At 70.8% G+C, this 22,881-nt stretch carries 25 protein-coding genes and 2 pseudogenes; 12 read left to right on the top strand and 15 right to left on the bottom strand.

Annotation, left to right across the window (positions count from 1 at the left end):
* Positions 1-58: 58 nt before the first annotated feature.
* The 8 genes from A6A29_RS13295 to A6A29_RS13260 all read right to left on the bottom strand — a co-directional run bounded on the left by A6A29_RS13295 (position 59) and on the right by A6A29_RS13260 (position 4,268).
* The gene (locus A6A29_RS13295; protein WP_073720350.1) at positions 59-514 is read right to left on the bottom strand and encodes an NUDIX domain-containing protein; all 456 of its coding nucleotides are present in this window, start codon (positions 512-514) and stop codon (positions 59-61) included.
* 356 nt (positions 515-870) lie between these two features.
* On the bottom strand, positions 871-1,674 hold the full coding sequence (locus tag A6A29_RS13290) for a helix-turn-helix domain-containing protein (RefSeq protein WP_241838446.1): 804 nt from the start codon (positions 1,672-1,674) through the stop codon (positions 871-873).
* A gap of 41 nt (positions 1,675-1,715) precedes the next feature.
* Complete coding sequence (locus tag A6A29_RS13285) at positions 1,716-2,231, bottom strand: DUF6879 family protein (protein WP_073720268.1); 516 nt, start codon at positions 2,229-2,231, stop codon at positions 1,716-1,718.
* The gene (locus A6A29_RS13280; RefSeq protein ID WP_073720267.1) at positions 2,212-2,478 is read right to left on the bottom strand and encodes a hypothetical protein; all 267 of its coding nucleotides are present in this window, start codon (positions 2,476-2,478) and stop codon (positions 2,212-2,214) included. The genes A6A29_RS13285 and A6A29_RS13280 overlap by 20 nt, the downstream gene beginning before the upstream one ends.
* A gap of 272 nt (positions 2,479-2,750) precedes the next feature.
* Complete coding sequence (locus A6A29_RS13275; RefSeq protein ID WP_073720266.1) at positions 2,751-3,308, bottom strand: hypothetical protein; 558 nt, start codon at positions 3,306-3,308, stop codon at positions 2,751-2,753.
* Positions 3,309-3,343: 35 nt separating this feature from the next.
* Entirely contained in the window at positions 3,344-3,574 is a 231-nt protein-coding gene (locus A6A29_RS13270; protein ID WP_073720265.1) for a hypothetical protein, read from the bottom strand.
* A 47-nt stretch (positions 3,575-3,621) separates the two neighbouring features.
* Complete coding sequence (locus A6A29_RS13265; RefSeq protein ID WP_073720264.1) at positions 3,622-4,026, bottom strand: hypothetical protein; 405 nt, start codon at positions 4,024-4,026, stop codon at positions 3,622-3,624.
* On the bottom strand, positions 4,023-4,268 hold the full coding sequence (locus tag A6A29_RS13260; protein WP_073720263.1) for a hypothetical protein: 246 nt from the start codon (positions 4,266-4,268) through the stop codon (positions 4,023-4,025). The genes A6A29_RS13265 and A6A29_RS13260 overlap by 4 nt, the downstream gene beginning before the upstream one ends.
* 107 nt (positions 4,269-4,375) lie before the next feature.
* Between A6A29_RS13260 and A6A29_RS13255 the strand changes: the two genes are divergently transcribed.
* From A6A29_RS13255 to A6A29_RS13245, 3 genes and pseudogenes are all read left to right on the top strand, one after another.
* Complete coding sequence (locus A6A29_RS13255) at positions 4,376-5,206, top strand: helix-turn-helix domain-containing protein (RefSeq protein WP_073720262.1); 831 nt, start codon at positions 4,376-4,378, stop codon at positions 5,204-5,206.
* Positions 5,203-5,409 carry a DUF397 domain-containing protein gene (locus tag A6A29_RS13250; protein WP_073720261.1) on the top strand — a complete coding sequence of 69 codons (207 nt, stop codon included), beginning with the start codon at positions 5,203-5,205 and terminating at the stop codon, positions 5,407-5,409. The genes A6A29_RS13255 and A6A29_RS13250 overlap by 4 nt, the downstream gene beginning before the upstream one ends.
* Before the next feature lie 101 nt (positions 5,410-5,510).
* Positions 5,511-5,726 (top strand): annotated as a pseudogene (locus A6A29_RS13245) (aldo/keto reductase); the annotation flags it as partial.
* Positions 5,727-5,806: 80 nt separating this feature from the next.
* On the opposite strand, the gene A6A29_RS13240 reads toward A6A29_RS13245, so the two are convergent.
* Positions 5,807-6,808, bottom strand: a complete 1,002-nt coding sequence (locus A6A29_RS13240; protein WP_241838444.1) for a DUF7847 domain-containing protein — start codon at positions 6,806-6,808, stop codon at positions 5,807-5,809.
* A gap of 326 nt (positions 6,809-7,134) precedes the next feature.
* Here A6A29_RS13240 and A6A29_RS13235 point away from each other — a divergent pair, with 326 nt between their 5' ends.
* A complete protein-coding gene (locus tag A6A29_RS13235) occupies positions 7,135-7,455 on the top strand; it encodes a DMT family transporter (RefSeq protein ID WP_073720260.1) in 321 nt (106 codons plus the stop codon).
* Positions 7,455-8,009, top strand: coding sequence for a TetR/AcrR family transcriptional regulator (locus tag A6A29_RS13230; RefSeq protein ID WP_073720259.1), 555 nt, complete (start codon positions 7,455-7,457; stop codon positions 8,007-8,009). Before A6A29_RS13235 ends, A6A29_RS13230 begins: the two co-directional genes overlap by 1 nt.
* A gap of 200 nt (positions 8,010-8,209) precedes the next feature.
* On the opposite strand, the gene A6A29_RS13225 is transcribed toward A6A29_RS13230, so the two are convergent.
* Positions 8,210-9,097 (bottom strand): winged helix-turn-helix transcriptional regulator, encoded by an 888-nt coding sequence (locus A6A29_RS13225; RefSeq protein WP_073720258.1) that lies wholly within the window; start codon positions 9,095-9,097, stop codon positions 8,210-8,212.
* A gap of 131 nt (positions 9,098-9,228) precedes the next feature.
* Between A6A29_RS13225 and A6A29_RS13220 the strand changes: the two are divergent.
* Positions 9,229-10,571, top strand: a pseudogene (locus A6A29_RS13220) (MFS transporter).
* A 10-nt stretch (positions 10,572-10,581) separates the two neighbouring features.
* A complete protein-coding gene (dapD, locus tag A6A29_RS13215; protein ID WP_073720257.1) occupies positions 10,582-11,580 on the top strand; it encodes a 2,3,4,5-tetrahydropyridine-2,6-dicarboxylate N-succinyltransferase in 999 nt (332 codons plus the stop codon).
* Here dapD and dapA read toward each other — a convergent pair.
* Positions 11,577-12,464, bottom strand: a complete 888-nt coding sequence (gene dapA / locus A6A29_RS13210; RefSeq protein ID WP_073720256.1) for a 4-hydroxy-tetrahydrodipicolinate synthase — start codon at positions 12,462-12,464, stop codon at positions 11,577-11,579. The genes dapD and dapA overlap by 4 nt on opposite strands.
* Before the next feature lie 258 nt (positions 12,465-12,722).
* Here dapA and A6A29_RS13205 point away from each other — a divergent pair, with 258 nt between their 5' ends.
* Positions 12,723-13,397: a DUF4232 domain-containing protein gene (locus tag A6A29_RS13205; RefSeq protein ID WP_073720255.1), complete on the top strand. Its 675-nt coding sequence runs from the start codon at positions 12,723-12,725 to the stop codon at positions 13,395-13,397.
* An 18-nt stretch (positions 13,398-13,415) separates the two neighbouring features.
* On the opposite strand, the gene A6A29_RS13200 is transcribed toward A6A29_RS13205, so the two are convergent.
* The gene (locus A6A29_RS13200; protein WP_073720254.1) at positions 13,416-14,210 is read right to left on the bottom strand and encodes a phosphodiesterase; all 795 of its coding nucleotides are present in this window, start codon (positions 14,208-14,210) and stop codon (positions 13,416-13,418) included.
* 140 nt (positions 14,211-14,350) lie between these two features.
* On the opposite strand from A6A29_RS13200, the gene A6A29_RS13195 reads away from it, so the two are divergent.
* Positions 14,351-15,058 (top strand): antibiotic biosynthesis monooxygenase, encoded by a 708-nt coding sequence (locus tag A6A29_RS13195; protein WP_073720253.1) that lies wholly within the window; start codon positions 14,351-14,353, stop codon positions 15,056-15,058.
* 9 nt (positions 15,059-15,067) lie between these two features.
* Here A6A29_RS13195 and A6A29_RS13190 read toward each other — a convergent pair whose 3' ends face one another.
* Positions 15,068-16,900, bottom strand: a complete 1,833-nt coding sequence (locus A6A29_RS13190; protein WP_073720252.1) for an endonuclease/exonuclease/phosphatase family protein — start codon at positions 16,898-16,900, stop codon at positions 15,068-15,070.
* Between the two features lie 228 nt (positions 16,901-17,128).
* On the opposite strand from A6A29_RS13190, the gene A6A29_RS13185 reads away from it, so the two are divergent.
* The 3 genes from A6A29_RS13185 (at position 17,129) to A6A29_RS46445 (ending at position 21,030) form a co-directional block, all read left to right on the top strand.
* Positions 17,129-18,631 carry a hypothetical protein gene (locus tag A6A29_RS13185; RefSeq protein WP_073720251.1) on the top strand — a complete coding sequence of 501 codons (1,503 nt, stop codon included), beginning with the start codon at positions 17,129-17,131 and terminating at the stop codon, positions 18,629-18,631.
* Positions 18,632-18,955: 324 nt separating this feature from the next.
* Positions 18,956-20,434: an alkaline phosphatase PhoX gene (locus tag A6A29_RS13180; protein ID WP_073720250.1), complete on the top strand. Its 1,479-nt coding sequence runs from the start codon at positions 18,956-18,958 to the stop codon at positions 20,432-20,434.
* Positions 20,435-20,799: 365 nt separating this feature from the next.
* The gene (locus A6A29_RS46445; protein WP_073720249.1) at positions 20,800-21,030 is read left to right on the top strand and encodes a hypothetical protein; all 231 of its coding nucleotides are present in this window, start codon (positions 20,800-20,802) and stop codon (positions 21,028-21,030) included.
* Between the two features lie 148 nt (positions 21,031-21,178).
* Here A6A29_RS46445 and A6A29_RS13170 read toward each other — a convergent pair whose 3' ends face one another.
* Together A6A29_RS13170 and A6A29_RS13165 are read right to left on the bottom strand one after the other, a co-directional pair.
* Entirely contained in the window at positions 21,179-22,396 is a 1,218-nt protein-coding gene (locus A6A29_RS13170; protein ID WP_198953060.1) for a TerD family protein, read from the bottom strand.
* Between the two features lie 131 nt (positions 22,397-22,527).
* Positions 22,528-22,752 (bottom strand): hypothetical protein, encoded by a 225-nt coding sequence (locus A6A29_RS13165; protein WP_073720247.1) that lies wholly within the window; start codon positions 22,750-22,752, stop codon positions 22,528-22,530.
* Positions 22,753-22,881 lie beyond the last annotated feature (129 nt).

The following is a 22,881-nucleotide window of genomic DNA, read 5'->3' as shown; positions in this document are numbered from 1 at the left end:
GCTTCCAGTGCGGCGATTGCCCTCGCGCCGGTTATGGACTCGTTCGGCGCTAGTCCCGCTACGTCGGTGAGCCCGCCTTGACGAGCTGAACGTGACTCTCTTGCATCCCCTCCGGGAGCGCATCCGGGCTGAACCATTTCGCCTCCAGAATCTCGAACCCGTCGAGCTTGAGAGTTCCACCCGTGTGAAGTGCCTCGTAGGCGATTTCCACGCGCAGCTTGTAGCCGCTGGTTACCTGAACCAGTCTTCCTGGAACGACTTCAAGACCCGTCTCTTCCCGAACTTCCCGAACGATCGTCTTCGGGAATTCCTCGCTCTTGACGGCGTAGCCGGTAGGAAGGCCCCATGGGCGGTCGGCGGGCCACATCCGGTGCTTGAGCAAAAGGACTTGGCCTTGTTCGTTTCGCACCACGCCCGTCACGCCGACCATGAATGTGGCGTGTGCAAACCACAGGACACGCCATTGCAGAGGCCCGCGAATAAGTTTCCACACACGAGCAACGATCCTTTTCATGCGCACCCCTTCGACAGGGCAAGCGCCGGGGCGCCTGCGGTAGCTGATCAACTGGAGCTGTGGGGGGTGGGTCACGGCCCAGCTCGCCGGCTCCGAGTTGGAGACGGCCGGTCGCGGCCAGTGCGGGCAGCGCGCTTGCCGCAGCCGCAACGAACCCCGGAACCGATCGGCCACCGCGCCGCGCACGCTTCGTCGGCATCCGGCATCCGGCATCCAGCCTCAGCGGAACGGCGACCGGTGCACTTGGGGAGGTTCGCGGCTCGCTCATGCCGACCCCTTCACGTCGTCTGAATCACGACAACGCTAGGGAGGTCAGGACCTCAACTCATAGTCGATTGCACGTGATTGCAGACCAGTCAGACGATCGAGTCGCGTGCCTTGCAGATCAAGGCACGCGCACGCGCACCGTAGACAGCCATGTCGGCGAGCTTGGTGTAGGTATCCGAGTACGCCTTGACCTCGCTGGGCTGAGTCAGCGTCAAGTATCCCGACACCAACTCCACATTTACTTGTGTGTTGTCATAGATCCAAAAGTTCTCAACCGGAAGTTGAGGGCGTCGCTGAACGATTGGAACAACACCGAGACTGACATGAGGAAAAGAACTTACAGTGAGCAGATGCTCAAGCTGTTCTTCCTGCGCTTCCGCAGTGCTGAGTGTGTTCCTGAGAACGGGTTCTTCCATCAGGAAAGCGAACACCCGCTGTCCCTCGTGCAGTACTCGCTGCCGCTCCATACGGGCAGCCACCGCGTCGGCCACGTCATCCACGGGCACCCGCTGCTGCTGAATCGTCCGAAGTACGTCCTCGGTGTACTGGTAGGTCTGAAGAAGTCCGGGAAGTGCCCACACGCTGTACGAACGGAAACGTCGCGTGCGCTGGTACAGCGGTAGCCTTTCCTCTTGGGACCGTTTGAGTCCCGCGCGCTCCAGCCGACGCCACGTCAGCCATGTGCCCTCTGCGGCCCGCAGTGAGGCGATCAAGTCGCCTGTTTGATCCTCGGCATCACACGCGCGGCACCACGACCGAATATCGCCCTCACTCGGTTGTGTCTTCGCTGTCGAGATTCGAGAAACCTTTGAAGGGTGCCAGCCGCACAAGGCCGCGAGATCCTTGCCATCCAGCCCGGCATCCTTGACCAACTCGCGAAGGCGATCAGCCAAGACCTTCCGGGCCTCTTGGGCGCTGGATGATACTGATTGCACTAGACCGGCTTGTACTCCTCGTGAGGCGTGGCCCGCTCCCAGACGGCATCGAATGCATCAACGCACCACGCAGCCAAGGCTACGTCGTTCACGTACTCGCGTTCCGTCAGGACGCCGTCCCCGCTGAAGTGATGAAAAAGCACCAACTCGTCGTCGAATACCCAGAAATCCACAGCAGGCACCGCGAGGTACTTCGCTTGGCTTCGGGCAAGCCAGCGAACATCCTCACCCGCGATGATGTTGGTCACCGTGTAGTCGTGTTCCCACCGAATGTACTCAGTCAGAGGCTCGGATACCACGCGGGCACGACGAACCGAGACCCCACGCGAAACGGCAGCCTGCACCGCGTCGTGCCAGCCTTCCCACCAGTCCGCACGGTTGTCCGGCGTGAAGGTGCGACGCCCCTCACACCATTCGAGGAAATCGGGATCAGTGCTCGCGTACTGATCACGGACCTCTAGATGGATGGCGGTTCGCCGCGCACGGGACAACGGCTCACGTGCCGGAGGCTTCACGGGCAATGGCTCCGTCCGGTCGAGGAATGTACTGGATCATGGCCTTGGGCAGCCGAATGATCGCTTCGTGGTCCGGGACGTCCGTGCCGTGGCCGGGGATCGAACCGATCTCCTGGCACGCCTTCACCTCCTCCGCGGTGGCCCGGTAGGACTGGATCAGCAGGTCTCCGCTGTCCTCGTCCAGCCAGATGGTGGGCGAATCGTCCTTGCCGGTGTCCGGGATGATCCCCAGGAAACGCAAGCGCATGACCCCTCCCTGTGCCGAACCGATTGCAGCGGATTGCTTGAGCGTCACCCACTCGGCTCACCCGGTCAAGGGGCCCTGGCAAGAAGTCGGACACCAGCCGACCCGCCGAGCTGCGGACGGTTGAACGGGCCGAACGCGGACGCGCTCACGTCAAGGTCGGCGGCGTCGCGGAGCTGGTCACCTTCGCCAAAGTCGATGGTGAGTGCGGCGGTTATCCGGAACGGCCGGTCGGGCCGGGGCTCTGGCCGACCGGGTGTTCAGGGTGGGCCGGGTCAAGGGAGCGCTACGACCGTCACACCGCGCAACTCCCGGTGGAGACGGGTCGCGAGCATGCCGGGATAGCGGGGCTTGCTGTACGGGGAGAGCTGGTCATGTTCGGAGGTGACCCACCCGTTCGCGGTGAGCCGGTAGAGGGCCCCCGCCACCCCGTAGAGGTGGGGTTTGCGCACGCGGAGCACGGCGAACCGACCACGGCGCAAGTGCGGGCATTGTCCGACCGATACCCGTGCGTGCTCGGCGCACAGGGGTGGCATCGCGGTCACGGACCGTTCGGGCCACGTCGGGGGCGAGTCCTCGCGCAGCCAGTCGATGAAGAGCCAGCCGTCCTTGTTCCGGTCCGCGGGGCCCGCGCAGATCTGGCACAACATGCCTTCCATGCAGAGGCGTTGGCGGATCGGATGCATGGAGTCGTACAGGACGCGTCCGCCGGGCCGGTCATGGACACGCACCCACAGGTTGCCGTGTTTGTCCCGGTCCTCCGGGCGCATGTTCCGGTACGCGAGCTGAGGCCCGTTGGCACCGTCACCAATGGTCAGTTCGGAATGCGACACGCCTTGATCGGTACTTCGTGAGGCGACGAACGGGGTCAACACGCGTCTCCCCCGACTCCGGTGCGGCGCCCCCGGACCGGTACGCCCCATTCTACGAAGCGCTCACGGAGCCACGGGCGGCTGACGCCGTACTCCGCGGCCAGAACCGCCATCCCCGCCCCCTCCTGGTACGTGGCGGTCAGAGCCGCGCGTGAGGCGTACACCCGGTCCTGCGCGGCTCTCACATCCGCGTTGGTCCGGCGGGTGCGGCTGCGCTGGTCGAACATGGGGCCCATCTGCTCCTGCTCTCTTTCGTGTGCGGGGGTCGGCGGAGTCACGCGTGCACCGGGGGTATGCCGGTTCGGGGTGTGCCCGGCAGGGGACAGGGGCGGGCGGCGAGTCCGTACCAACAGGCGTCGTCGCGCGCGATGAACTCGAACGTGAAGCCCGCGGCGAGTCGCCGCAGCGCGTAGTCCTGGTGCCCGATGTCCTCGGCCCACGCGCGAAGGTCGGCGGGTGCGTCCCGCCCGGCGTGTGTCACCGGGTGCAGGGCGGCGGGCGGCACCCACGGTGCGTGGGCGGCCGGGTCCAGCGCTTCGGCGAACCACAGCGCCCGGCCACGGAGCCAGCGGAGCGCCAGCCGCCGGGACGGTGCGACGAACCCGCCGAGCTCCACGCGCCTCACCGCGTCACCGCCGCTGACCTCGGCCGCGTAGTGCGTAGCTGTCCTCCCGGTCACAGCAGCCGCCCCTCACTCCGGGCGTTGCACCGCGCGGTCTCGGCCCGCAGCCGCTCTATGCGGTTCGCGGGGCGGAGGTGTTCGGGGTCGGCTTCCCATTCGACTCCGCCCCGGACCGGGCGCAGCGCCCAGTACGGGCCGGCGACCCCTCGGAACTCTCCGACACGGTCTTTGCGGCTGGTGTCCACCATGAGTGTGCCGGGGGTCGGTACGCGGGGGGCTTCCTGTGGTTCGACAGGCATAGTCCCGCTCCTCTCCGTAGCCGTTTCACTACCAAGGTGGACCAGCGTGACCTACAGTCGGACTGTCTTCAACTGGACTGATTTGCTTGATGAGTGAGGAAACTCGCATGGTGAACCGGAAGGCACTCGACCCGGAGGCGTCGCCCATGCAGGCGTTTGGCCAGTGCTTACGGCAGGCCCGGGACGAGCGCGGGTGGACGCAAGACGAGCTGGGCGTGCGCATGGGCATTACCGGGTCGCATGTTTCTGCCGTCGAAACTGGCCGTCGCCCACCAACTAATCGCTTCGCGCGGAGTGCTGACAGTGCGTTGCGCACCGGAGACAAGTTCGAGCGCCAGACCCGTGCACTTAAGAACACGGCGCTACTGGAGGGGTTCCCAGAGTACGTGCGGCAAGAGGTGCGCGCCGCAGAGATCAGGCTCTATGAAGTCGGCGTCATCCCTGGACTGCTCCAGACGCCGGATTACGCGGCGACGCTGGAGGCGGACGCGGTACGTAGGGAGGCAATCACTGCTGAGCAAGCCAGTGAGCGGGTCGCTTTGGTAGCAGAGCGACAAGCCGCACTTGCCCGTTCCCCATCACCCCTGATCTTCGCGGTACTTGACGAAGGGTGCATCCTTCGACCGATGGGCGATCCTGCGGTCATGGATGCTCAGTTCGCCCAGTTGCTGGAGTTCGCCGAGCGGCCGAACACCCTGCTTCAAATTGCTCCGTTCCGTATGGGAGCACGTCGGCCGTTCAGCCTGCCCATCACGGTGCTGACACTTCCGGACCGCTCGCTTGTGTCGTACGCCGAGTCCTCGCAGCGGGGGCATTTGGAACGCGAAACCAGCTTCGTACTGCCCATACTGACGGCCTACCATCAGCTTCAGGCCGAAGCCCTGTCCCAAGCGGCATCCGTGGCCATGATCGAGCAGGTACGAAAGGGCACCCCGTGACCGAATCCCCCGGTTGGTTCAAATCCTCATACAGCGGCAACGGTGGCCAGTGCGTCGAGGTCGCTGCCAACCTTGCCTCCTCACGCGGCATCGTCCCCGTACGTGACTCCAAGGATCTGAGCGGCCCCGTTCTGGGTTTCCGCGCCGGCTCGTTCGCCTCCTTCGTGGTGGGCGTCAAAGCCGGAGAGTTCGGCACCGTCTGATCCATCCGGTCCAGCGCCATCCGGTTCGAGGACGCCCCATCGTGCGGTGCATGGTGGGGCTTCTCGCTGTCCGTTGCCGAGCCACCGTCGTGGGCCGCACCTCCGGGGCGCGGGCAGAGATCGCCGCCATGGCCGCCGAGGCCGAGGCCACCCCCACGCAGGTCGCTCTCGCCTGGCTGCTGGGTCACTCGCCGGTCATCCTCCCCATTCCGGGCACGGCCCGCATCGACCACCTGGAGGAGAACCTCGCCGCCGAACGCCTCCGGCTGACCCCGGCCCAGCGCGATCGGCTCGACCGTCTGCCCGCGCCGGCATAGGTCCGGACAGGCAACAGCCCCGGCGGTCGCGGGGACTGCCGGGGCTGTGCGCGGGCGGAGGCGCGGGGTGCGCGGTGGTGTTACGCGGAGGCCGGGGGCGGACCGTACTGCTCGGGCAGTACGACGGACGCCTCGGCCAGGACCGGGCCCAGGTTCTCCGTACGCATGCGCCGGTCCACGTAGAGCAGGCCGACGATCAGCGGCGGGAAGATGGTCGAGAACAGCTGGCTGATGAGTTGGCTGATCAGCATGACGACGAAGAGGCCGCCCATGGCGGCCAGGATCTCGACGCCGGACGGTTCGGCGCCGAGGTCCGAGGTGTCGGTCATGCCCGGCAGCGAGCCCAGGACCGAGAACGGCATCTGGAGCAGTGAGCCGGCCATCGACGCCATCACGTACCCGAGCAGCGAGATCCCCAGGACGCGCCACCAGTCGCCGCGCACCAGCCCGGCCGAGCGGCGCAGGGCCGCGAACGGGCTCTGGTTCTCGAAGACCACGATCGTCGGAGCCAGCGAGAACTTCACCCAGAGCCAGACCGCCAGCGGCGCGAGGGCCAGGGTGCCGACGACGGAGATCCACATCATCGGCAGGACGCCGTCCGCGTCGCCCAGCGTGATGAAGTAGATCATCACGCCGATGAAGGCGGTCATGGCGAGTACGACCGGTACGAAGGCGATCAGCGCCGTGAGGAACACCGTGCCGATCATGGCCCCGACCCGCGACCAGGCGCGGCGCCAGGCCGCACCGAAGGTGATCTGCCGGCCCAGTACGGCTTCCTGGAGTATCGCCGGGACCGCTGCCTGCATCAGGGCGGCGGCCACGATGTACACGGCGATGCCGACGACCATCAGCACGCCGAAAGCGGCCACCAGCGGAACCCAGTCCTGCGAGTCCGGGGAGCCCGCGTAGTCGTCGACCATGACCGCGTCCCAGTGGTCCGCGACGGAGGAGTACGCGATGAGGGCCCCCACGGCCATCAGCAGCGTCGCCCCCGCGAAGACGGCCAGTCCCATGCCGAACAGGGGCTTCCAGTAGCGGCCCATGGTGGAGAAGGCGCCGCTGAGTATGTCGGAGACCCTCATCGGGGCGAGGGGTATGACCCCCGGCTTCGGCGGTGCGGCCCATGGGCTGCCCCAGCCCCCACCGTCCCAGCCCCCGCCGCCGTACGGGCCTCCTCCGTGGGGAGCCCCTCCGTAGGGGCCTCCTCCGTGCGGGCCCCCGCCGTAGGGCGTGCCTCCGTGTGGGCCACCGCCCCACCCTGCGTCCTGCGTCACTGCGTCTCCGTTGTGTCGTCGGCCGGTGCCGGCCGTGCCCTGTCATATGCCATGTCGTCGGTCGGGACACCGTAGCGCCCTGGGCGCCACGGCCATGTGTACGGCCGTACGCAACGATGCGTACACTTGTACACATGGGATACGGACTGCTGGCAGCGGCCATCACGGCCGAGGTGGCCGCGACGACGGCCATGAAGTACAGCGAGGGATTCACCAGGCTCTGGCCCTCGCTCATCACCCTCGTGGGGTACGTCCTCGCCTTCTCCCTGCTCGCGCAGACGCTGAAGACGCTGTCCGTGGGCACGGCCTACGCGATCTGGGCCGGAGTGGGCACCGCCGCCGTCGCCGCGATCGGCGTGATCTTCATGGGGGAGTCCGGCAGCCTGTTCAAGGTGGCGGGCATCGCCCTGATCATCGCCGGAGTCGTGGTGCTCAACCTGGGTGGAGCCCACTGATGGCCCGGCGTTACGACCCCGAGCGGCGCGAGCGCATCATCGACGCGGCCATCCGCGTGGTCGCCGCCGACGGCATCGCGGGGCTCACCCATCGCTCCGTCGCCGCCGAGGCGGACGTGCCGCTCGGCTCGACGACGTATCACTTCGGCTCGCTCGACGAGCTGCTGATCGCCGCCCTGCGCCGGTGCAATGAGGGCTTCGCCCAGGCGCTGAGGGAGAGCAGCGTCTTTGCCGCACCCTCCGGTCAGCGGTGCGGGGCCGAGCTGGTCGACGAGCTGAGCAGGCTGCTGGGGGAGTGGTTCGAGGGCGAGCGCGGGGCGACGGAGCTGGAGTACGAGCTGTATCTCGCCGCCCTGCGCCGCCCCGCGCTGCGTCCCGTCGCCGCCGAGTGGACCGATGGCGTGGTCGAACTGCTGGTCCGGCGCACCGACCCGGCCACCGCGCGGGCGCTCGTCGCGCTGATGGACGGGATCTGCCTCCAGGTGCTGCTCACCGGCGGTTCCTACGACGCGGCTTACACCCGGGAGATGCTGGCCCGAGTCGCCGGTGCCTGACGCTGGCCGGGGCCGCAGCCGGTGTGCCGGGTGGGTGGACGGTCGGCCGGGTGGGTTCGTCCGGCGCCAACGGCCCCGTGACGCCAGGTGAGTTCGGCTCGGTGCGGTGCGGCCCGGTGCGGCCCGGTGCGGCCCGGCCCGGTGCGGTGCGGTCCCGTGCGGACCGGGGTGGCCCGTTCGGGACGGTCCGTCCGGTGCGGTCAGGCGGGCGCGCTCAGGCGGCGCACCGTGGTCAGCGCCGTGCGTACGCTCGCCTCGATGTCCGTGATCGGGTACAGCGCCTCGTGGATCGTCCGGTCCCGGTCCACCACCAGCGTCAGCCGCTTGAGCCGGCTGACGCCCGCCGCCCGGAACGTCGGCAGCCGCAGGGCCGCCGTCAGGGACAGTCCCGCGTCGGAGAGCAGCGGGAAGCGCAGCCCCTCCGCGTCGGCGAACGCCCGCTGCTCGTCCGGGCGTTGGGTGGACACCCCGTGCACGGTCGCGCCGGCCTCCGTGAACTCCGCCCACAGGTCCCGGTACGTGCACGATTCGAGGGTGCAGCCGCTCGCCCCGGGAATCCGCCCCCACCCCGGCGGGTAGGCGTCCTGGCGCGCGTACGCGCCGGGGAAGCAGTACAGGACGGTGTACGGGGTGGCGTCGGCGACCGGGTCGCGCGGTGCGCCGTCGTGGTCCGGCACGAGCAGCTCCGGCAGCCGGGTGCCCACCAGGGCGCGCACCCGCGCCGCCTCCTTCGACGACTCGGCCGTCGTCGCCATCGTCTCCCCGTCCCCCAGCACCCAGGCGTCGCCCCAGTCCTGGAGCGCGATCAGTACGGGCAGCAGAGCGCGGCCGCGCGGGGTGAGCCGGTACTCGTACCGGACGGGGCGGTCCTGGTACGGCTCCCGCGCGAGCACGTCCGCCTCGACCAGCAGGCGCAGCCGTTCGGTGAGCACCTTGCGCGAGACGCCCAGCTCCTGCTGGAGGGCGTCGAAGCGGTGCACCCCGCGCGCCGTGTCGCGCACGATCAGCAGGGTCCACCGGTCGCCGACGACGTCCAGCGCCTGGGCGATCGAGCAGTCGGCGTCCGCCAGGCTGGTGCGCTGTGGCATGGCTCGCCCTCTTCCGTTCGTGGCTTCCCTCGGCTGTCGGTCCCGGTCAGTTGTACGCGGTTGACCTGCCGAAAGCATGCTGCCCTAGTCCGTTCCCAAAGGGAACTTTATCGGGGGCGGGTGGAACGGGCATGCTGCGCGGAGTGCCGAGAACGGTACGGCTGCTGGCTGTGGGCGCATTTCTCAACGGCGTCGTCAGCTTCACGTTCGTCTATCTCTTCGTCCATCTGACGGGACCGCGCGGTCTGTCCGTCACCCAGGCCGGAGCGATCGGCGGCATCGGCGGTGTCGGGCTGGTCGCCGGGAATTTCACCGGGGGCTGGTTCGGCGACCGGTACGGGCACCGCCGGATGCTCCTGATCGGCGCCTGTACGAGCGGTGCCGCACTCGTCACCCTGCCCGCCCTGCCGATCGCCGCCCTCTACGCGGTGCTGCCGCTCGCCCAGTACGCCTCGGGCGTCGTCCGCGCGGCCAATTCCGCGCTCGTCGCGGTGTCCGTGCCCGAGGGTGGCCGACGTCAGAGCTTCGCCCTCACCCGCTTCGCGGCGAACGGGGGCTTCGCCGTCGGACCGCCGCTCGGCGCGCTGATCGCCGCCCGCTTCTCGTACGACTGGCTCTTCCTGGCCGACGGGCTCGGCACCCTGCTCTTCCCGCGTACGTCGCCAAGATCCTGCCGGCCCGCGACATCGCGCACACCGGGTCCGCGCGCGACCCGCACGCGCCGGGGCTCTGGCGCGAACTGCGGGCCAGACCGGCGGTTTTGGTGCTGCTCGCCGCGATCGTCTGCGTCGACCTCGTCTACCGGCAGCAGTACTCCACCCTGCCCGTGTTCCTCGCCGACCACGGCCTCGGCACCCAGTTCTACGGCTGGCTGATCGCCATCAACGGCGGTGTCATCCTCTGCCTCGAACTGCCCGCCGCGCACGCCCTGCGCAAGCGGTCACCGCTCGGCATCGTCGGGGCGGGCCTGCTGCTGGTGGGGCTGGGGTACGCCGTACTGATACCCGGGGCCGGAGCGGTGTTCGCCGTCGCCATGATGCTGTCGCTGACCCTGGGGGAGATCCTCTACAAGACGCCCGCCACGGCGTACGTCGCCGACCAGGCGCCCGGCCACGCGCAGGGCCGGTTCCAGAGCCTGTACGCGGGCGCCTCGATCAGCGGTCAGGTTCTGGCACCACCGCTGGGCGGGGCGCTGTACGCGAGCGCCCCGGCGCTGCTGTGGCCGGTCTGCGCGGTGCTCGCGGGCGGTGCCGGGGTGGCGGTGCTGGCGGCGCGGCGGCTGCGGGAACCCGGACGGCCCCCGCGTGCGGCGGGGTGCGGGAAGGGCGAGGCGGCGGCCGGTATCCCGGCGGGGCGCGGCGAGGACCTGGGGACCGGCGCGGCGGCGGGGTACGGCAGGGGTGTGGGGACCGGCGCGGCGACGTGCGGCCCGGACGCTGAGACCGGTTCGCCGGAGCGGGCCCCGGCCGGTTAGGTTTCTGTTCATGACCGACACGACTTCCCAGGGTTCTGCCCGCACCACCGGCGCCGTCGCCGCCGGCCTCGCCACCATCGCCGGTGACGGCACCGTCCTCGACACCTGGTTCCCCGCCCCCGAGCTGTCCGCCGAGCCCGGCCCGGCCGGCACGCAGCGCCTCAGTGCCGAGGAGGCCGTGAACCGGCTCGGCGAGGGTGCGGCCAAGGCCCTCGGCGTGGACGCCCGGCGCGGTGTCGAGGTCGTCGCCGTCTCCACGGTCATCTCCTCGCTCGACGACAAGCCGCTCGACGCGCACGACGCGTACCTGCGTCTGCACCTGCTCTCGCACCGTCTCGTCCAGCCGCACGGCCAGAACCTCGACGGGCTCTTCGGCCTGCTCGCCAACGTCGCCTGGACCTCGCTCGGCCCCGTCGCCGTCGACGACCTGGAGAAGGTGCGGCTGAACGCCCGTGCCGAGGGTCTGCACCTCCAGGTCACCTCGGTCGACAAGTTCCCGCGCATGACGGACTACGTCGCACCGAAGGGTGTACGCATCGCCGACGCCGACCGCGTACGGCTCGGGGCGCACCTCGCGTCCGGCACGACGGTCATGCACGAGGGCTTCGTGAACTTCAACGCGGGCACGCTCGGCACCTCGATGGTCGAGGGCCGGATCTCCGCGGGCGTCGTCATCGGCGACGGCTCCGACATCGGCGGCGGCGCCTCCACCATGGGCACCCTCTCCGGCGGCGGCAAGGAGCGCATCGTCATCGGCGAGCGCTGCCTGATCGGCGCCGAGGCGGGCGTCGGGATCGCGCTCGGCGACGAGTGCGTCGTGGAGGCCGGGCTGTATGTCACGGCCGGTACGCGCGTCACGCTGCCGGACGGCCAGGTCGTCAAGGCCCGTGAGCTCTCCGGCGCCTCGAACATCCTCTTCCGCCGCAACTCGGTCACCGGCACCGTCGAGGCCCGCCCGAACAACTCGGTGTGGGACGGGCTCAACGACATCCTGCACGCCCACAACTAGCGTGTAGCGGCGAGGAGTTCCTCGTACGCCTTCCGCAGCCCGTCGGTCGCCCCGCGCCCGGCGGGCTGTAGCGGTTCACGGACCGGGCCCGCCGCGAGCAGGGCCTTGGCGGTGACGGTGCCGGGCAGGCCGGAGGCCATCATCAGCTCGGTGAGGTGTGCGGTGAGGCCGTTCAGACGGGCCGCCTCGGCCGTGCGGCCCGCGTCGAACGCGTCCAGGGGCGCCCGCATCTGACGTGGCGCCACATTGGCGACCGTGCTGACATAGCCCGCGCCGCCCAGCGCGTACAGCGCAAGGTTCAGCTCCTCGCAGCCCGAGTAGTACGCCAGCGAGGTCCGGGTCATCACCTTCGTCGAGCCGAGCAGGTCGTACGCGCAGTCCTTCACCGCCACGACGCGCGGGTGCTCCGCGAGCCGCAGCAGGGTCTCCGGTTCGACGCGGGTGCCGGTGCGGCCCGGGATGTCGTACAGCATCAGCGGGATGCCGGACGCCTCCGCGACCCGCAGGAAGTGCGCCTCGACGGCGGCCTGCGGGGGGCGGCTGTAGTACGGGGTGACCACCAGGAGGCCGTCCGCGCCCGCGTCCTCGGCCTCCCGGGCCAGGGCCACCGTGTGCCGGGTGTCGGCGCTGCCGACGCCCGCGACCAGCGTCACCCCGTCGCCGACCGCCTCCCGGACCGCCCGCAGCAGCGCGGTCTTCTCGGCATCGCCCGTGGTGGGGGACTCACCGGTGGTGCCGCTGAGCACCAGCCCGTCACAGCCGTCCGCGACCAGACCGGTGGCGTGTGCGCGGGCCGCGTCCAGGTCCAGCTCACCGGCGGCGGTGAACGGCGTGATCATGGCGCAGAGGGTGCGGCCGAAGGGGCGTGGCGCAAGGGGGGTCATGTCCGAAGTGTCGGCCCCATGACGGTGAAGGTCCACTTAGATCTGCTTGGCGTGACAGGGAAGCGATGCTGAACGGTCCCGGTCGGCCGGGCGCGCCCGGACGCGGCCGACCGCCGCCTTCGCAGGCCGGGGAAAACCCTGCGGGACGCGGCCCGAGGGCCGGGCATCCGCACCGGACCGCTCCGCAGCCGCCCGGCCCCGGCCGTCTGACATGATCCAACGGACAGGCGGGCGCGGGTCGTTGCGAGGGGTGGGCGTATGAGGAAGCGGGTACGGAGAGCGGTTGCGGCGGCATGGCCGGCGGTGGCCGGGATGGTCCTGAGCGGCTGTTCCGGATTCCTCGTCCCGGCCGGTGAGGGCGAGCCGGAACCCACGCCGAGCGCCACGCGTACGGTCCCGTCCGGTGTGCACGCGGACACCCTGCCGCCGACCCCCGCCGCCCCGCCGGGCCCGCCGGTGACCGGCGCACCGGACCGGGGCTCCCGCCCCGGTGACGGCGCCACCGCCTCCGGCGACTGCCCCGCCTCCGGTGTCGTCGTGGACATGGGGCAGGTGGAGACCGCGATGATGCACCGGGCCGTGGTGCTCACGCTCACCAACTGCGGCGACAAGCCCTACCGCGTCCACGGCTATCCCTCGGTCCAGGCGCTGGGCGAGGAGGGCGAACGGCTGCCGGTCAAGGTGAATCCGGGCGGCTCGTACTTCGGCCAGGACCCGGGGCCGAAGGAGGTCACGCTGAAGCCCGGTGCCGCTGTGAAGTCGATCCTCGCCTGGGTCTCCACCCAGGAGGGCGGCGACCTCATCGAGGGCGACGCGCTGGAGATCGCCGCCGCCACCGACACGGGCGCCCGCGTCTTCCCGCTGGAGGGCCACGACATCCGCCTGATGGACGAACTGAACATGACCGCCTGGCGTACCCGCCTGAGCATCTGAGGCGGGTGCGCCGGGCGGTCAGCGGCCGAGCAGCGGCGCGGCCGTATGGCTCACCGGGACGATATGGGTGACCCAGCCGTCCGCCGCGGTGTCCCCGGTGAGCAGGTGCAGCAGGAAGGACGTCGGCTCGGGCAGGTATCCCGGCAGGCCCCCGCCCCGTACCAGGCCGCTCTGGAGATATGTGCTCGGGGCGACCGCCACCGTGCTGCCCGCGAACGCCGCCGTGACCGGGCGGTGGACGTGGCCCGCCAGCACCCGTACGACATGCGGGTGGGCGGCGACGACGTCGGCCAGTGCCGCGCCGTCGGCCAGGCGCATCCCGTCCAGGAACGGGATGCCGACCGGGACCGGAGGGTGGTGCAGGCAGACGAGGGCGGGAACCCCGGGCCGGTGGGCGAGCGCCGTGTCGAGCCAGGCCAGTTGGTCCGGCCCGAGGCGGCCACCGCCCGAACCGGGCACCGTCGAGTCCAGGACGAGAACCGTGAGCGCCGGATGCTCCACCGCGTAGTACGGCAGCCGGCCGCCGCCCAGGAAGGGTGTCCCGCCGAACGCCCCTACCAGCGCGCCGGGCGCGTCGTGATTCCCCGCCACCAGGTGCAACGGCAGCGGGAAGTCATCGATCAGCTCGCGCAGCACGGCGTACTCCCCGGGCTCACCGTGCTCGGTCAGATCGCCGGTGACGACCACGCAGTCGGGGCGGGGTTCGAGCGCCAGCACCCGGCGCAGGGCGGTGTTCAGCCCGGTGGCGGGGGCGCCGGCCAGGACACCGGTCGTGAGGTGGGGATCGCTGAGGTGGGCCACGGAGACAGTCATCCCGGTACCCTGCCCCGCCCCGTCCGGCGTGCACCCGGTCGAGTGGGGCCGGCCTGCGCTTCTTGACCTCAAGTGCGCTTGAGGGATCAGTGTGGTGAGCGGCGGCGCACCACCGGGTGCGGCCAGAGGGGATCACCGTCATGACCGTGCAGTTCAACTCCCGGCCCGACCTGACGCGTTCCGATGCCGGCATCGTCAAGGTCAGCACCTGGGACGTCGGTACGCCCGAGCGGCAGCGCCGGAGCGTCGAGGCCATCCGTGAGGCATGGGGAGGCCGCGACTGGCCGCATCCGGGGCTGCTCTCGTACAGCGTGTACACGGGGGAGGACGGCAGGACGCTGCTGCACTACTCGCAGTGGTCCGGTGAACAGGCGTACCAGGACTTCTTCCGGGAGAGCCGCGACGCGCGCAACGCCGACATCGACGCCGCCGTCCCCGGCATCGAACGCCTCGGGCTGCACACGTACGAGCCGTACCGCTCCACACCCCTGGCCGGGGGCGAGAGCCGCGAGCCCGGGTGTGTCGTGATCGTCGACGTGGAGTTCGCGGGTCCCGACCCGGCCCGGCAACGGGACTGGGTGGACTCGGTGTTCGAGGCGCTGGGCACCGATCCGGCGCCCGCCGCGGGCGGTATCGCCGGGCACTTCCATGTGAGCACGGACGGCACACGCGTCCTCAACTACGCCGAGTGGGAGAGCGCACAGGCCCACCTCGACGCCCTGTCCGCACCCGGAGACGGCATCGGGTCCCGGACGCCGCAGTGGGAGAAGGTGCGGTCCTACCCGGGGGTGACCGGCGGCGGTGTGCACCGCTACGCGCCCGCGCTCTCCCTCGGCGCGGGCGGGTAGCGGGGCCGCTCAGGGGCGGAAGCGCAGCACCTGCGGGTCGTGGTCGCTGTTCTGGTCGGCGAACTCCGCGTTGATGTGCACGCTGTCGTAGTCGAAGCCGCGGATCGACGGGCTGGTCAGGATCTGGTCCAGGACCTGGGTGTTGCCCTGGAAGACGTACGAGTAACGCTCCGACCGAGGCAGGGACTTCACCGCCGGGTACAGCGCACCACCGGCTGTCAGCGCCCCCGTCGTACCGGAGAACTCGAAGTCGTTGATGTCACCCACGACCAGGACGTCGGCGCGCTTGTCCGCGCTCAGCAGCTTCTTCACGAAGGTGTTGACCGAGGTGGCCTGCGCCAGGCGCTGGACCTCCGAGGAGCGCGTCGGCGGCTGGTGGTGCGAGAGGATCGACTCGTCGCCGCCCTTCGACGCGAAGTGGTTGGCGACGACGAACACCGGACGCCCCCGGAAGGCGAACTCGCCGACGAGCGGCTTGCGGCTGTCCGTCCACGCGGCCGCCGCCGGATCGATCCGGCCGGGGGAGTGCGTCAGGGCCGCCCCGCCCCGCTCCCGTACGACCTCGGTCGCCGTCGTCGCGTCGCCGCCCGCGCGGTCGGTGAACGACACCCGCTCCGGGTTGAACAGGAAGACCTGGCGGATGTTGCCGCCCGGCTCGCCGCCGTCCTTCTTGTCCTCGGGGGCGATGGAACGCCAGTCGTAGGCCGGGCCGCCCGCCGCCGCGACCGCCTCGGTGAACCTGCGCACGGTCTGTTCGGCCGAGACCGTGCCGTCGTCCGTCGCGCCGTTGTCGTCCTGGATCTCCTCCAGGGCCAGGATGTCCGGCGAGGCGAGGTTGTCCACGACAGCCGCGGCCAGCGCGTCGAACTTCTCCTGCGGGTCGCCCGGGTCGAGGTTCTCCACGTTGTACGTCGCCACCGCGAGCTCACCGTCGCGCTGGGCACGGGTCCGCTCCTGGCGCAGCCCGCGGTCGAGGACCGTGCCGAGGGTGCGGGCGGTCAGCGTGTAGCCGCCGTACTGGCTGAAGTCCAGCGGCCCTTCCGTCCTGCCCGCCAGCACATCACCGACATCGGCCTTGGGGAACGGCTGCTCGGCGAGCGGCACCAGCGACTGGATCTGGAGCCGTCCGGTGTTCTGCGAGGTGTACGAGCCGTAGACCGTGCCGCCCCGGCGGTTGGCGTTCTCGTGCGGCTTCACCGTCACCCACAGCTCCGCGTGCGTGTCGGTGGCGCCGACCACGCGCGAGGAGCCGACGCGGACGTTCATGCCCTCCAGGGACTCGTAGAAGTCCAGGGCGTACCGGCCGGGGGAGAGCGGGAGCCCGTTGACCGAGCCGCCCGCCGCCGGGTCGCCCGCCGGGGCGTAGCGGGAGGGGACCGAGCGTTCCGAGACGGTGACCGGGGAGGGCAGCGCGTTGCCGGACGAGACCACGGCGACGGTGGGCTTGGTGAGCTGGGTGAGCGACTGGTTGCCGGAGGCGGCGCCGCCGGGGACGTACTCGGCGACCGTGCCCGAGACGGTGACCGCGTCGCCGACCGCGACGGCGGGCGACGAACCCGTGTAGACGAAGACACCCTCACTGGTGGCCCGGTCGGCGTCGGGGTTCGGGTCCTGGAACCAGAAGCCCTTCGAGCCGTAACCCCGCACACCGGTGACGATGCCCGGGACGTCGGTGACCTGGGTGCCGGCCAGCGGGGATATCCGGGTGGCGCCCTGGATGTCATGGATACGGACCTGGCCGTCGGCGGCGACGGCCGAGGACGCACCGGTGAGCAGACCCGCGGCCAGGGCGGCGGTCACGACGGCGGAGACGGCGGTGGTTCGGGAGGATGCGGCAGGCATCACGGACTCCGGAGGTTCGGGGGCGGAGACGGGCCCGTACCGGACAGGACGGTACAGGTCTACGCGCGTCAATCTCTTGGGTCCGCACGTGAGTTGTCAAGGTTCCCCGGATGACGGTCGCGGTACGTTCTGCGAACCGGGTGGCATGGGGCGAAATGCGTCTACGCTTGGGCGGCCCAACCGCGTACACACCCGGTACGCCCGAGCACGTCCCGAGGAGAACCCCCGATGTCCGCAGAGCGCCCCACCCTGCCGCCGGTGCGGCTGCACTCCGAGGCCGAGCTGGCGCGGGCCGCACTGGCCGCTCCGCTGCTCGCCCGCGCAGTCCGGCTCGCCCGCTGGGCCGGACCCGGGACCCGGGTCGGCGCGGGCGGCGAGCTGGTCGAGGCACAGCTGCCCGCGGCGGCCGAGCACCTGGGCCTCTCCCCGGACGAGGACGGTGCCGCGTACGCCAGTGAGGCGTGGCGCCTCGCCGTCGACACCGGGCTCCTCGATGTCACCGATCCCGAGGGCGATGACGAGGTGCCCGAGGGCTCCGAAGGCGCCGAGGACGTCGCGGAGGCCGAAGGGACCGTCACGGTGGGCGAGGGCCTGGCCGTGCTCACCGGCGGCTCCCCGCAGGACATCCTGGCGCTCTGGCTCGAAGGCCTGGAGGCCGTGCACGCCGACGCCACCGCACCGGTCTTCGACGACTTCGCCGATCTCGTCCAGGAGGACGGCTCGATCGACTTCGACGCCCTGGACTGGGACCCGGAGGCGGAGGCGGAATTCCTCGACGGAGTCCTCGGCAACCTGTATCTCCTCACCCTCGCGGAGAACGGCGCGGGCGACACCCCCGTACCGCTGCCGGCCCTCGCCGCGTCGATGATCGTGCCCGACGACATGGGCGAGCCCACCGACGACATCCTGGAGCAGGTGTCGGAGGCGATGATGCGGCTGGACGACCAGTTCCGGCTGCTGGAACCCATCGGGATCGTCGAGTACCGGCCGGTGGACGAGGCGCTGCTGGTCGAGGAGGGCGAGGGCGACGGGTCGGCCGGTCTCCCCGACGAGGACGACGTCACCCGCTACGGCATGGTCAAGCTCACCCCGCTCGGCCTCTACGGCATCCGCAACCGGATGCTGGAGGCCGGAGTGGACGCGCCCGCCGTCGGTGACCTCGCCGACAAGGGCGCCGACGCGCTCCTCGACGGCATCGCCCACTACCCGGAGGCGGCGGCCCGGTCCGAGGTCGAGCTCTGGCTCGCCCGCCGGGGCACGGGCGACGCGGTGGCGGCGGCGGCCGACCTGCTGGCGGCGGCGCGCGGTACGGACGAGGGCGCCCCGCTGCGCCGGCTCCACTGCCAGCAGGCGCTCGCCCTGGCGGGCCACGAGGCGGAGCCGGCGGTACGCGCGGTGCTGGACGACCCCGAGCTGGGCGGCCTCGCCCGGGTCTGGCTCGCCGAGCGCGGTGCCGCCGACGTGCCCGTACCGCCGGAGTCGATGGTCTTCTGGCTGGCCATCGACACCATCGCCGCGCAGCTCGACGCGGACGGTGATCTGGACGAGCTCCAGGGGCTGGTGGAGGGCCTGGCCGGGCAGCACAGCGGCTTCTTCGACGGGGCCTGGCGGGTGGACCACCCGGCTACGGCGGACGTGCTGGAGGCCATGGGGCGGCTGCACAGCGACAAGAGGTCGGCGAAGGACGCCCGGAAGGCGGCGTTCAAGGCCCGCTCACGCACGGGCGCCTGAGCGAGGCCGCCGAGGGCTTGGTGTGAGCCTGGCCGCTTGAGGGCGTGGCGTGAGGGCCTGGTTTGAGCGCCTGGCGTGAGCGGGTCGCGAGCGCGAGGGCGAGCGAGCCGCCCGAGCGTGTGGCTTGAACAGGACCCTTGAGCGGTGCGGTCAGTGCCGCACGGGACACCTGTGGTGGGTGGGGCGGGCCCGGCTTCCGGACCCGCCCCACCTGCGTTCACAGCAAGGGTGCGGCTCGAAGTCGTGTGCTGTTCAACCGGCGTTCGCCCGGGGGAGGGAACGTGATCGCGCCAGTCACGCCGCCCGCCGCACCAGGAGTCCGCCATGTCGTTCACACGCAGGGAATTCACCAGACAGTCCGCCCTCACCGGCGCGGGCATCGCCCTCACCGGTGCCGTCGGCGCCCTGGCCACCGCGCCCGGCGCCCTCGCCGCCGAGGACGCGAGGCACGGCCACGACGGCCATGACCACGACGGCCACGGCCACGACCACCACGGGCACGGCAGGGAGCCCGGCTACGGCCCGCTCCTCCCCGACCCCAAGGGCATCCTCGCGCTGCCCGCCGGATTCTCGTACCGGATCGTCACCCACAGCGGTGTCACCAAGCTGGAGTCGGGCGAGTACACCCCCTCCAACCACGACGGCACGGCCGCCTTCGAAGGCCCCCGCGGCGTCACTCTCCTCGTCAACAACCACGAGCTGAGCGGCACCCGCGCCAAGTGGCAGTACCCGGTCCCGCTCACCGAGGGCCTCGTCTACGACCCGGTCGCGGCCGGTGGCTGCACGGTCGTGGAGACCCGCCGCGACGGCCGCACCGCCGAATGGGTCGGCATCGCCGGTACGTCCACCAACTGCGCGGGCGGCAGCACCTCCTGGGGCACCTGGCTGACCTGCGAGGAGACCGAGGACAAGGCGGGCAAGAACGGTCTGCTCAAGGACCACGGCTACGTCTTCGAGGTCGACCCCTACGACAAGCGCGCCAACCGCGACCCGCGCCCGATCAAGGCGTTCGGCCGGTACGCCCACGAGGCCGTCGTCATCGACCCCAAGCGCGGCCACGCCTACCTGACCGAGGACGCCTCCGGCCCCAACGGACTGCTCTACCGCTGGGTCCCGCCGCACGGCTTCAAGCACGGCCGGGGCAAGCTGCGCACGCTCGCCGACGACGCCGGTGTCCTCCAGGCCACCAGGTGCTTCGACAAGAGCGGGCGGTTCGTCGACGACCTGTCCCGTGCCACGAAGATCGGCACGGTGTACGGCGTCGACTGGGTCGACGTCCCCGACCGTGATGCCAAGAAGGTCTCGGTGCGCAAGCAGTTCGCCGACACCGACATCACCCGCGCCCGCAAGCTCGAAGGCATGTGGTGGGGCGACGGCGGCGCCTACTTCGTCTCCTCCTTCGCCCGCGACGAGAGCCCCGTCCAGCACGACGGCCAGGTCTGGTTCTACGACCCGAAGCGCCGCACGGTGACCCTGAAGGTGCTCCTCGGCGTCAACGCCGACCCGTCGAAGGACGGCGCCTTCGACGGCCCGGACAACATCACCGTCTCGCCGTACGGCGGCATCGTCATCTCCGAGGACGGCGAGGGCATCCAGCACCTCTTCGGGGCCACCGAGAGCGGCCGGACGTACCCGATCGCGCGCAACGAGCTCAACGCGGGCACCGCGGAGGACCCCTCGTACAGCGAGATCGCCGGGGTCACCTTCTCGCCCGACGGGAAGACGCTGTTCGCCAACATCCAGACGCCCGGCATCATGCTCGCCATCACCGGTCCGTGGAAGCGTCAGCCGAACCGGCACTGACGGGCGTGGGCCGAACCGGTACTGACGGGGGTGGGCCGAACCGGTACCGACCGGGTGCCCCGTCGTCACCGACGGGCAGGGGGCGGTCACGTTCGGTGGCGCGGTCGTCGGGGGCTTCCCGGCGGCCGCGCCCGGCCGCGCCCGGAACCGGGCCGCGCGCCGGGTCCGCCACACCCTGTCCGGAGGGGAGAACCACCACACCTTCGGGGGTCTTTCCGGCGCGGAATTCCGTGTGACGCCCCGGCCGGCAGCGGCCGGAACCGCCGACTGGCCCCGGTAACGCCTGATTACGAATCCGGCACTACTGGGCCCCCGGGAGCGGTCGGGCATGGCGTCGGGCGTCCGGGAGGCGCATACTCAAGGTAATGAAACAGTCAGCCGGATCCCGGCGTCACCTGCCTTCCAGTCCCTTCAACCGCCCGGCCCAGGCGGCCCCACCGGTCGAATGTTTCGATGTGGGCGACAGGGTGTCGCACGACCAGTTCGGGCTCGGCAGAATCCTTGCTGTCGAGGGCGACAACGATGCAGTCCTCATCGACTTCTCGGGGCGACAGGGGAGGATCCTGAGCCCGTACTCCAAGCTGACCAAGCTCTGAGAAGGAGGACGAGCACGAGCAGCGTCCACCCGGAGAATCTCCGGATCCGGGGCACCTGAGAACCATCAGGTGCCCCGGAAGCCGTTCCCGGACGGGTCCGGGAACGGCGAGTCCGGGAACGGCTTCGGGCTTGCGCTCGGGCGGGGTCCTACAGGGCCTTGGCGGCGGGCTTCACCATGCCGCGCACGGTGCGCGACTTCACGAACTCGCCCATGCCGGTCATCTCCCACTCGCCGGAGAACTGCTTGATCAGCTTGGCCATCAGCACACCGGTCTGCGGCTCGGCGCCCGTCAGGTCGAAGCGGACCAGCTCTTCACCGGTGGCCGCGTCGATCAGCCGGCAGTACGCCTTGGCGACCTCGGTGAACTTCTGTCCGGTGAACGAATTCACCGTGAAGACCAGGCCGGTCGCCTCGGCGGGGATGCGGCCCAGGTCCACGACGATCACCTCGTCGTCACCCGCGCCCTCGCCCGTGAGGTTGTCGCCGGAGTGCTTGATCGCGCCGTTCAGGATGGAGAGCTTGCCGAAGTAGCAGCTGTCCAGGTGGTTGCGGTTGGGGCCGTAGGCGATCACCGAGGCGTCGAGGTCGATGTCCTTGCCGCGGAACGCGGGCTCCCAGCCGAGGCCCATCTTGACCTGGGACAGCAGCGGCCGGCCGCCCTTGACCAGGGACACGGTCTGGTTCTTCTGGAGGTTGACCCGCCCCTTGTCGAGGTTGATCTTGCCGGAACCGGCGGGCGCGGCGGCCGGCGGCGCGGGCGGGGCGGGCGGTGCCGGGGGAGCGACCCGCGGGTCCACGGGGGCGGCGACCGGGGCCGGAGCGGCGACCGGGGCCGGAGTGGCCGCGGCGGCCGGCGCTGCGGGCTCCTCGACCGAGACGCCGAAGTCCGTGGCGATGCCGGCCAGCCCGTTCGCATACCCCTGGCCGACCGCGCGGGCCTTCCAGACGCCGTTGCGCCGATAGATCTCGATGACCACGAGCGCCGTCTCGGCGCCCAGCTGGGGCGGGGTGAAGGTGGCGAGCGCACTGCCGTCGTCCGCGTTGCGCACGGTGGCGGTGGGCTCGATGCCCTGGAAGGTCTGGCCCGCGGCGTCCGGGCTCGCGGTGACGACGATCTTCTCGATGCCGGGCGGGACCGCGGCGGTGTCCACCACGATCGCGTCGGGCGCGGAGCCGCCGCCGGAGCGGTAGGACACGCCGGGGCCCGAGGGCTGGTTGTAGAAAATGAAGTCGTCGTCGGAGCGCACCTTGCCATCGGCGGTGAGCAGCAGGCCCGAGACGTCGAGCCGCACCGGTGCGGCGACGTCCACCGCCACGCGGGCGGCGGAGAGAGGGATGTTCGAGCCGGGGGTCATTGCGGTCATGCACGGGGTAACGAACGACCCCGCTTTGCCGTTCCCTTACCTTTGCCCGCCATCACCCGGCTGCGCGCGTGCCGTCCCGGACCGTTCCGTGCGGCCCCCGGACCCGCTCGGCGGCGGGCCCCGGACCCGCTCTACCGGCGGCGGTTGCGGGGGTGGTCGCGGGCGGCGCGCTCGTTGCCGTGCTTGTACGCGCCCGTCCAGCGCGCCATCACCAGCTGGGCGTCCCCCGACTCCACCTCGGCCAGGAACTTCTCCGCCCGGCCGCCGCGCAGGGTGCCCGCGGGGCGGCCGTGATGCGTGAGCGTGACGGCGGCGTCGCCGTGCTGCTCGTACCGGAATCCGGAGGGTCTGGGCATGGGCGCATCCTGCCCGGCCGCCGGGCGGCACGTCGCCCGGTTATTGCCCGCCGCCCCGCCGCCCCGCCGCCACGCCCGCTCCCACCGTCAGCCGCCCGGCCTGCCCGTCACGGCCACCGCTGCCCCCGC

Source organism: Streptomyces sp. TSRI0281, assembly GCF_001905125.1.
Taxonomy (GTDB): Bacteria; Actinomycetota; Actinomycetes; order Streptomycetales; family Streptomycetaceae; genus Streptomyces.
The sequence above is the reverse complement of the archived record's forward strand: the minus strand, read 5'-3'. Positions and strand labels throughout refer to the sequence as shown.

Excerpts from the sequence above, each read along its gene's own strand:
- A6A29_RS13295 (WP_073720350.1), bottom strand. The coding sequence starts at position 514 with ATGAAAAGGATCGTTGCTCGTGTGTGGAAACTTATTCGCGGGCCTCTG.
- A6A29_RS13280 (WP_073720267.1), bottom strand. The coding sequence starts at position 2,478 with ATGCGCTTGCGTTTCCTGGGGATCATCCCGGACACCGGCAAGGACGAT.
- A6A29_RS13270 (WP_073720265.1), bottom strand. The coding sequence starts at position 3,574 with ATGTTCGACCAGCGCAGCCGCACCCGCCGGACCAACGCGGATGTGAGA.
- A6A29_RS13260 (WP_073720263.1), bottom strand. The coding sequence starts at position 4,268 with ATGCCTGTCGAACCACAGGAAGCCCCCCGCGTACCGACCCCCGGCACA.
- A6A29_RS13255 (WP_073720262.1), top strand. The coding sequence starts at position 4,376 with ATGGTGAACCGGAAGGCACTCGACCCGGAGGCGTCGCCCATGCAGGCG.
- A6A29_RS13240 (WP_241838444.1), bottom strand. The coding sequence starts at position 6,808 with ATGAGGGTCTCCGACATACTCAGCGGCGCCTTCTCCACCATGGGCCGC.
- A6A29_RS13235 (WP_073720260.1), top strand. The coding sequence starts at position 7,135 with ATGGGATACGGACTGCTGGCAGCGGCCATCACGGCCGAGGTGGCCGCG.
- A6A29_RS13230 (WP_073720259.1), top strand. The coding sequence starts at position 7,455 with ATGGCCCGGCGTTACGACCCCGAGCGGCGCGAGCGCATCATCGACGCG.
- A6A29_RS13225 (WP_073720258.1), bottom strand. The coding sequence starts at position 9,097 with ATGCCACAGCGCACCAGCCTGGCGGACGCCGACTGCTCGATCGCCCAG.
- dapD (WP_073720257.1), top strand. The coding sequence starts at position 10,582 with ATGACCGACACGACTTCCCAGGGTTCTGCCCGCACCACCGGCGCCGTC.
- dapA (WP_073720256.1), bottom strand. The coding sequence starts at position 12,464 with ATGACCCCCCTTGCGCCACGCCCCTTCGGCCGCACCCTCTGCGCCATG.
- A6A29_RS13205 (WP_073720255.1), top strand. The coding sequence starts at position 12,723 with ATGAGGAAGCGGGTACGGAGAGCGGTTGCGGCGGCATGGCCGGCGGTG.
- A6A29_RS13200 (WP_073720254.1), bottom strand. The coding sequence starts at position 14,210 with ATGACTGTCTCCGTGGCCCACCTCAGCGATCCCCACCTCACGACCGGT.
- A6A29_RS13195 (WP_073720253.1), top strand. The coding sequence starts at position 14,351 with ATGACCGTGCAGTTCAACTCCCGGCCCGACCTGACGCGTTCCGATGCC.
- A6A29_RS13190 (WP_073720252.1), bottom strand. The coding sequence starts at position 16,900 with ATGCCTGCCGCATCCTCCCGAACCACCGCCGTCTCCGCCGTCGTGACC.
- A6A29_RS13185 (WP_073720251.1), top strand. The coding sequence starts at position 17,129 with ATGTCCGCAGAGCGCCCCACCCTGCCGCCGGTGCGGCTGCACTCCGAG.
- A6A29_RS13180 (WP_073720250.1), top strand. The coding sequence starts at position 18,956 with ATGTCGTTCACACGCAGGGAATTCACCAGACAGTCCGCCCTCACCGGC.
- A6A29_RS46445 (WP_073720249.1), top strand. The coding sequence starts at position 20,800 with ATGAAACAGTCAGCCGGATCCCGGCGTCACCTGCCTTCCAGTCCCTTC.
- A6A29_RS13170 (WP_198953060.1), bottom strand. The coding sequence starts at position 22,396 with ATGACCGCAATGACCCCCGGCTCGAACATCCCTCTCTCCGCCGCCCGC.
- A6A29_RS13165 (WP_073720247.1), bottom strand. The coding sequence starts at position 22,752 with ATGCCCAGACCCTCCGGATTCCGGTACGAGCAGCACGGCGACGCCGCC.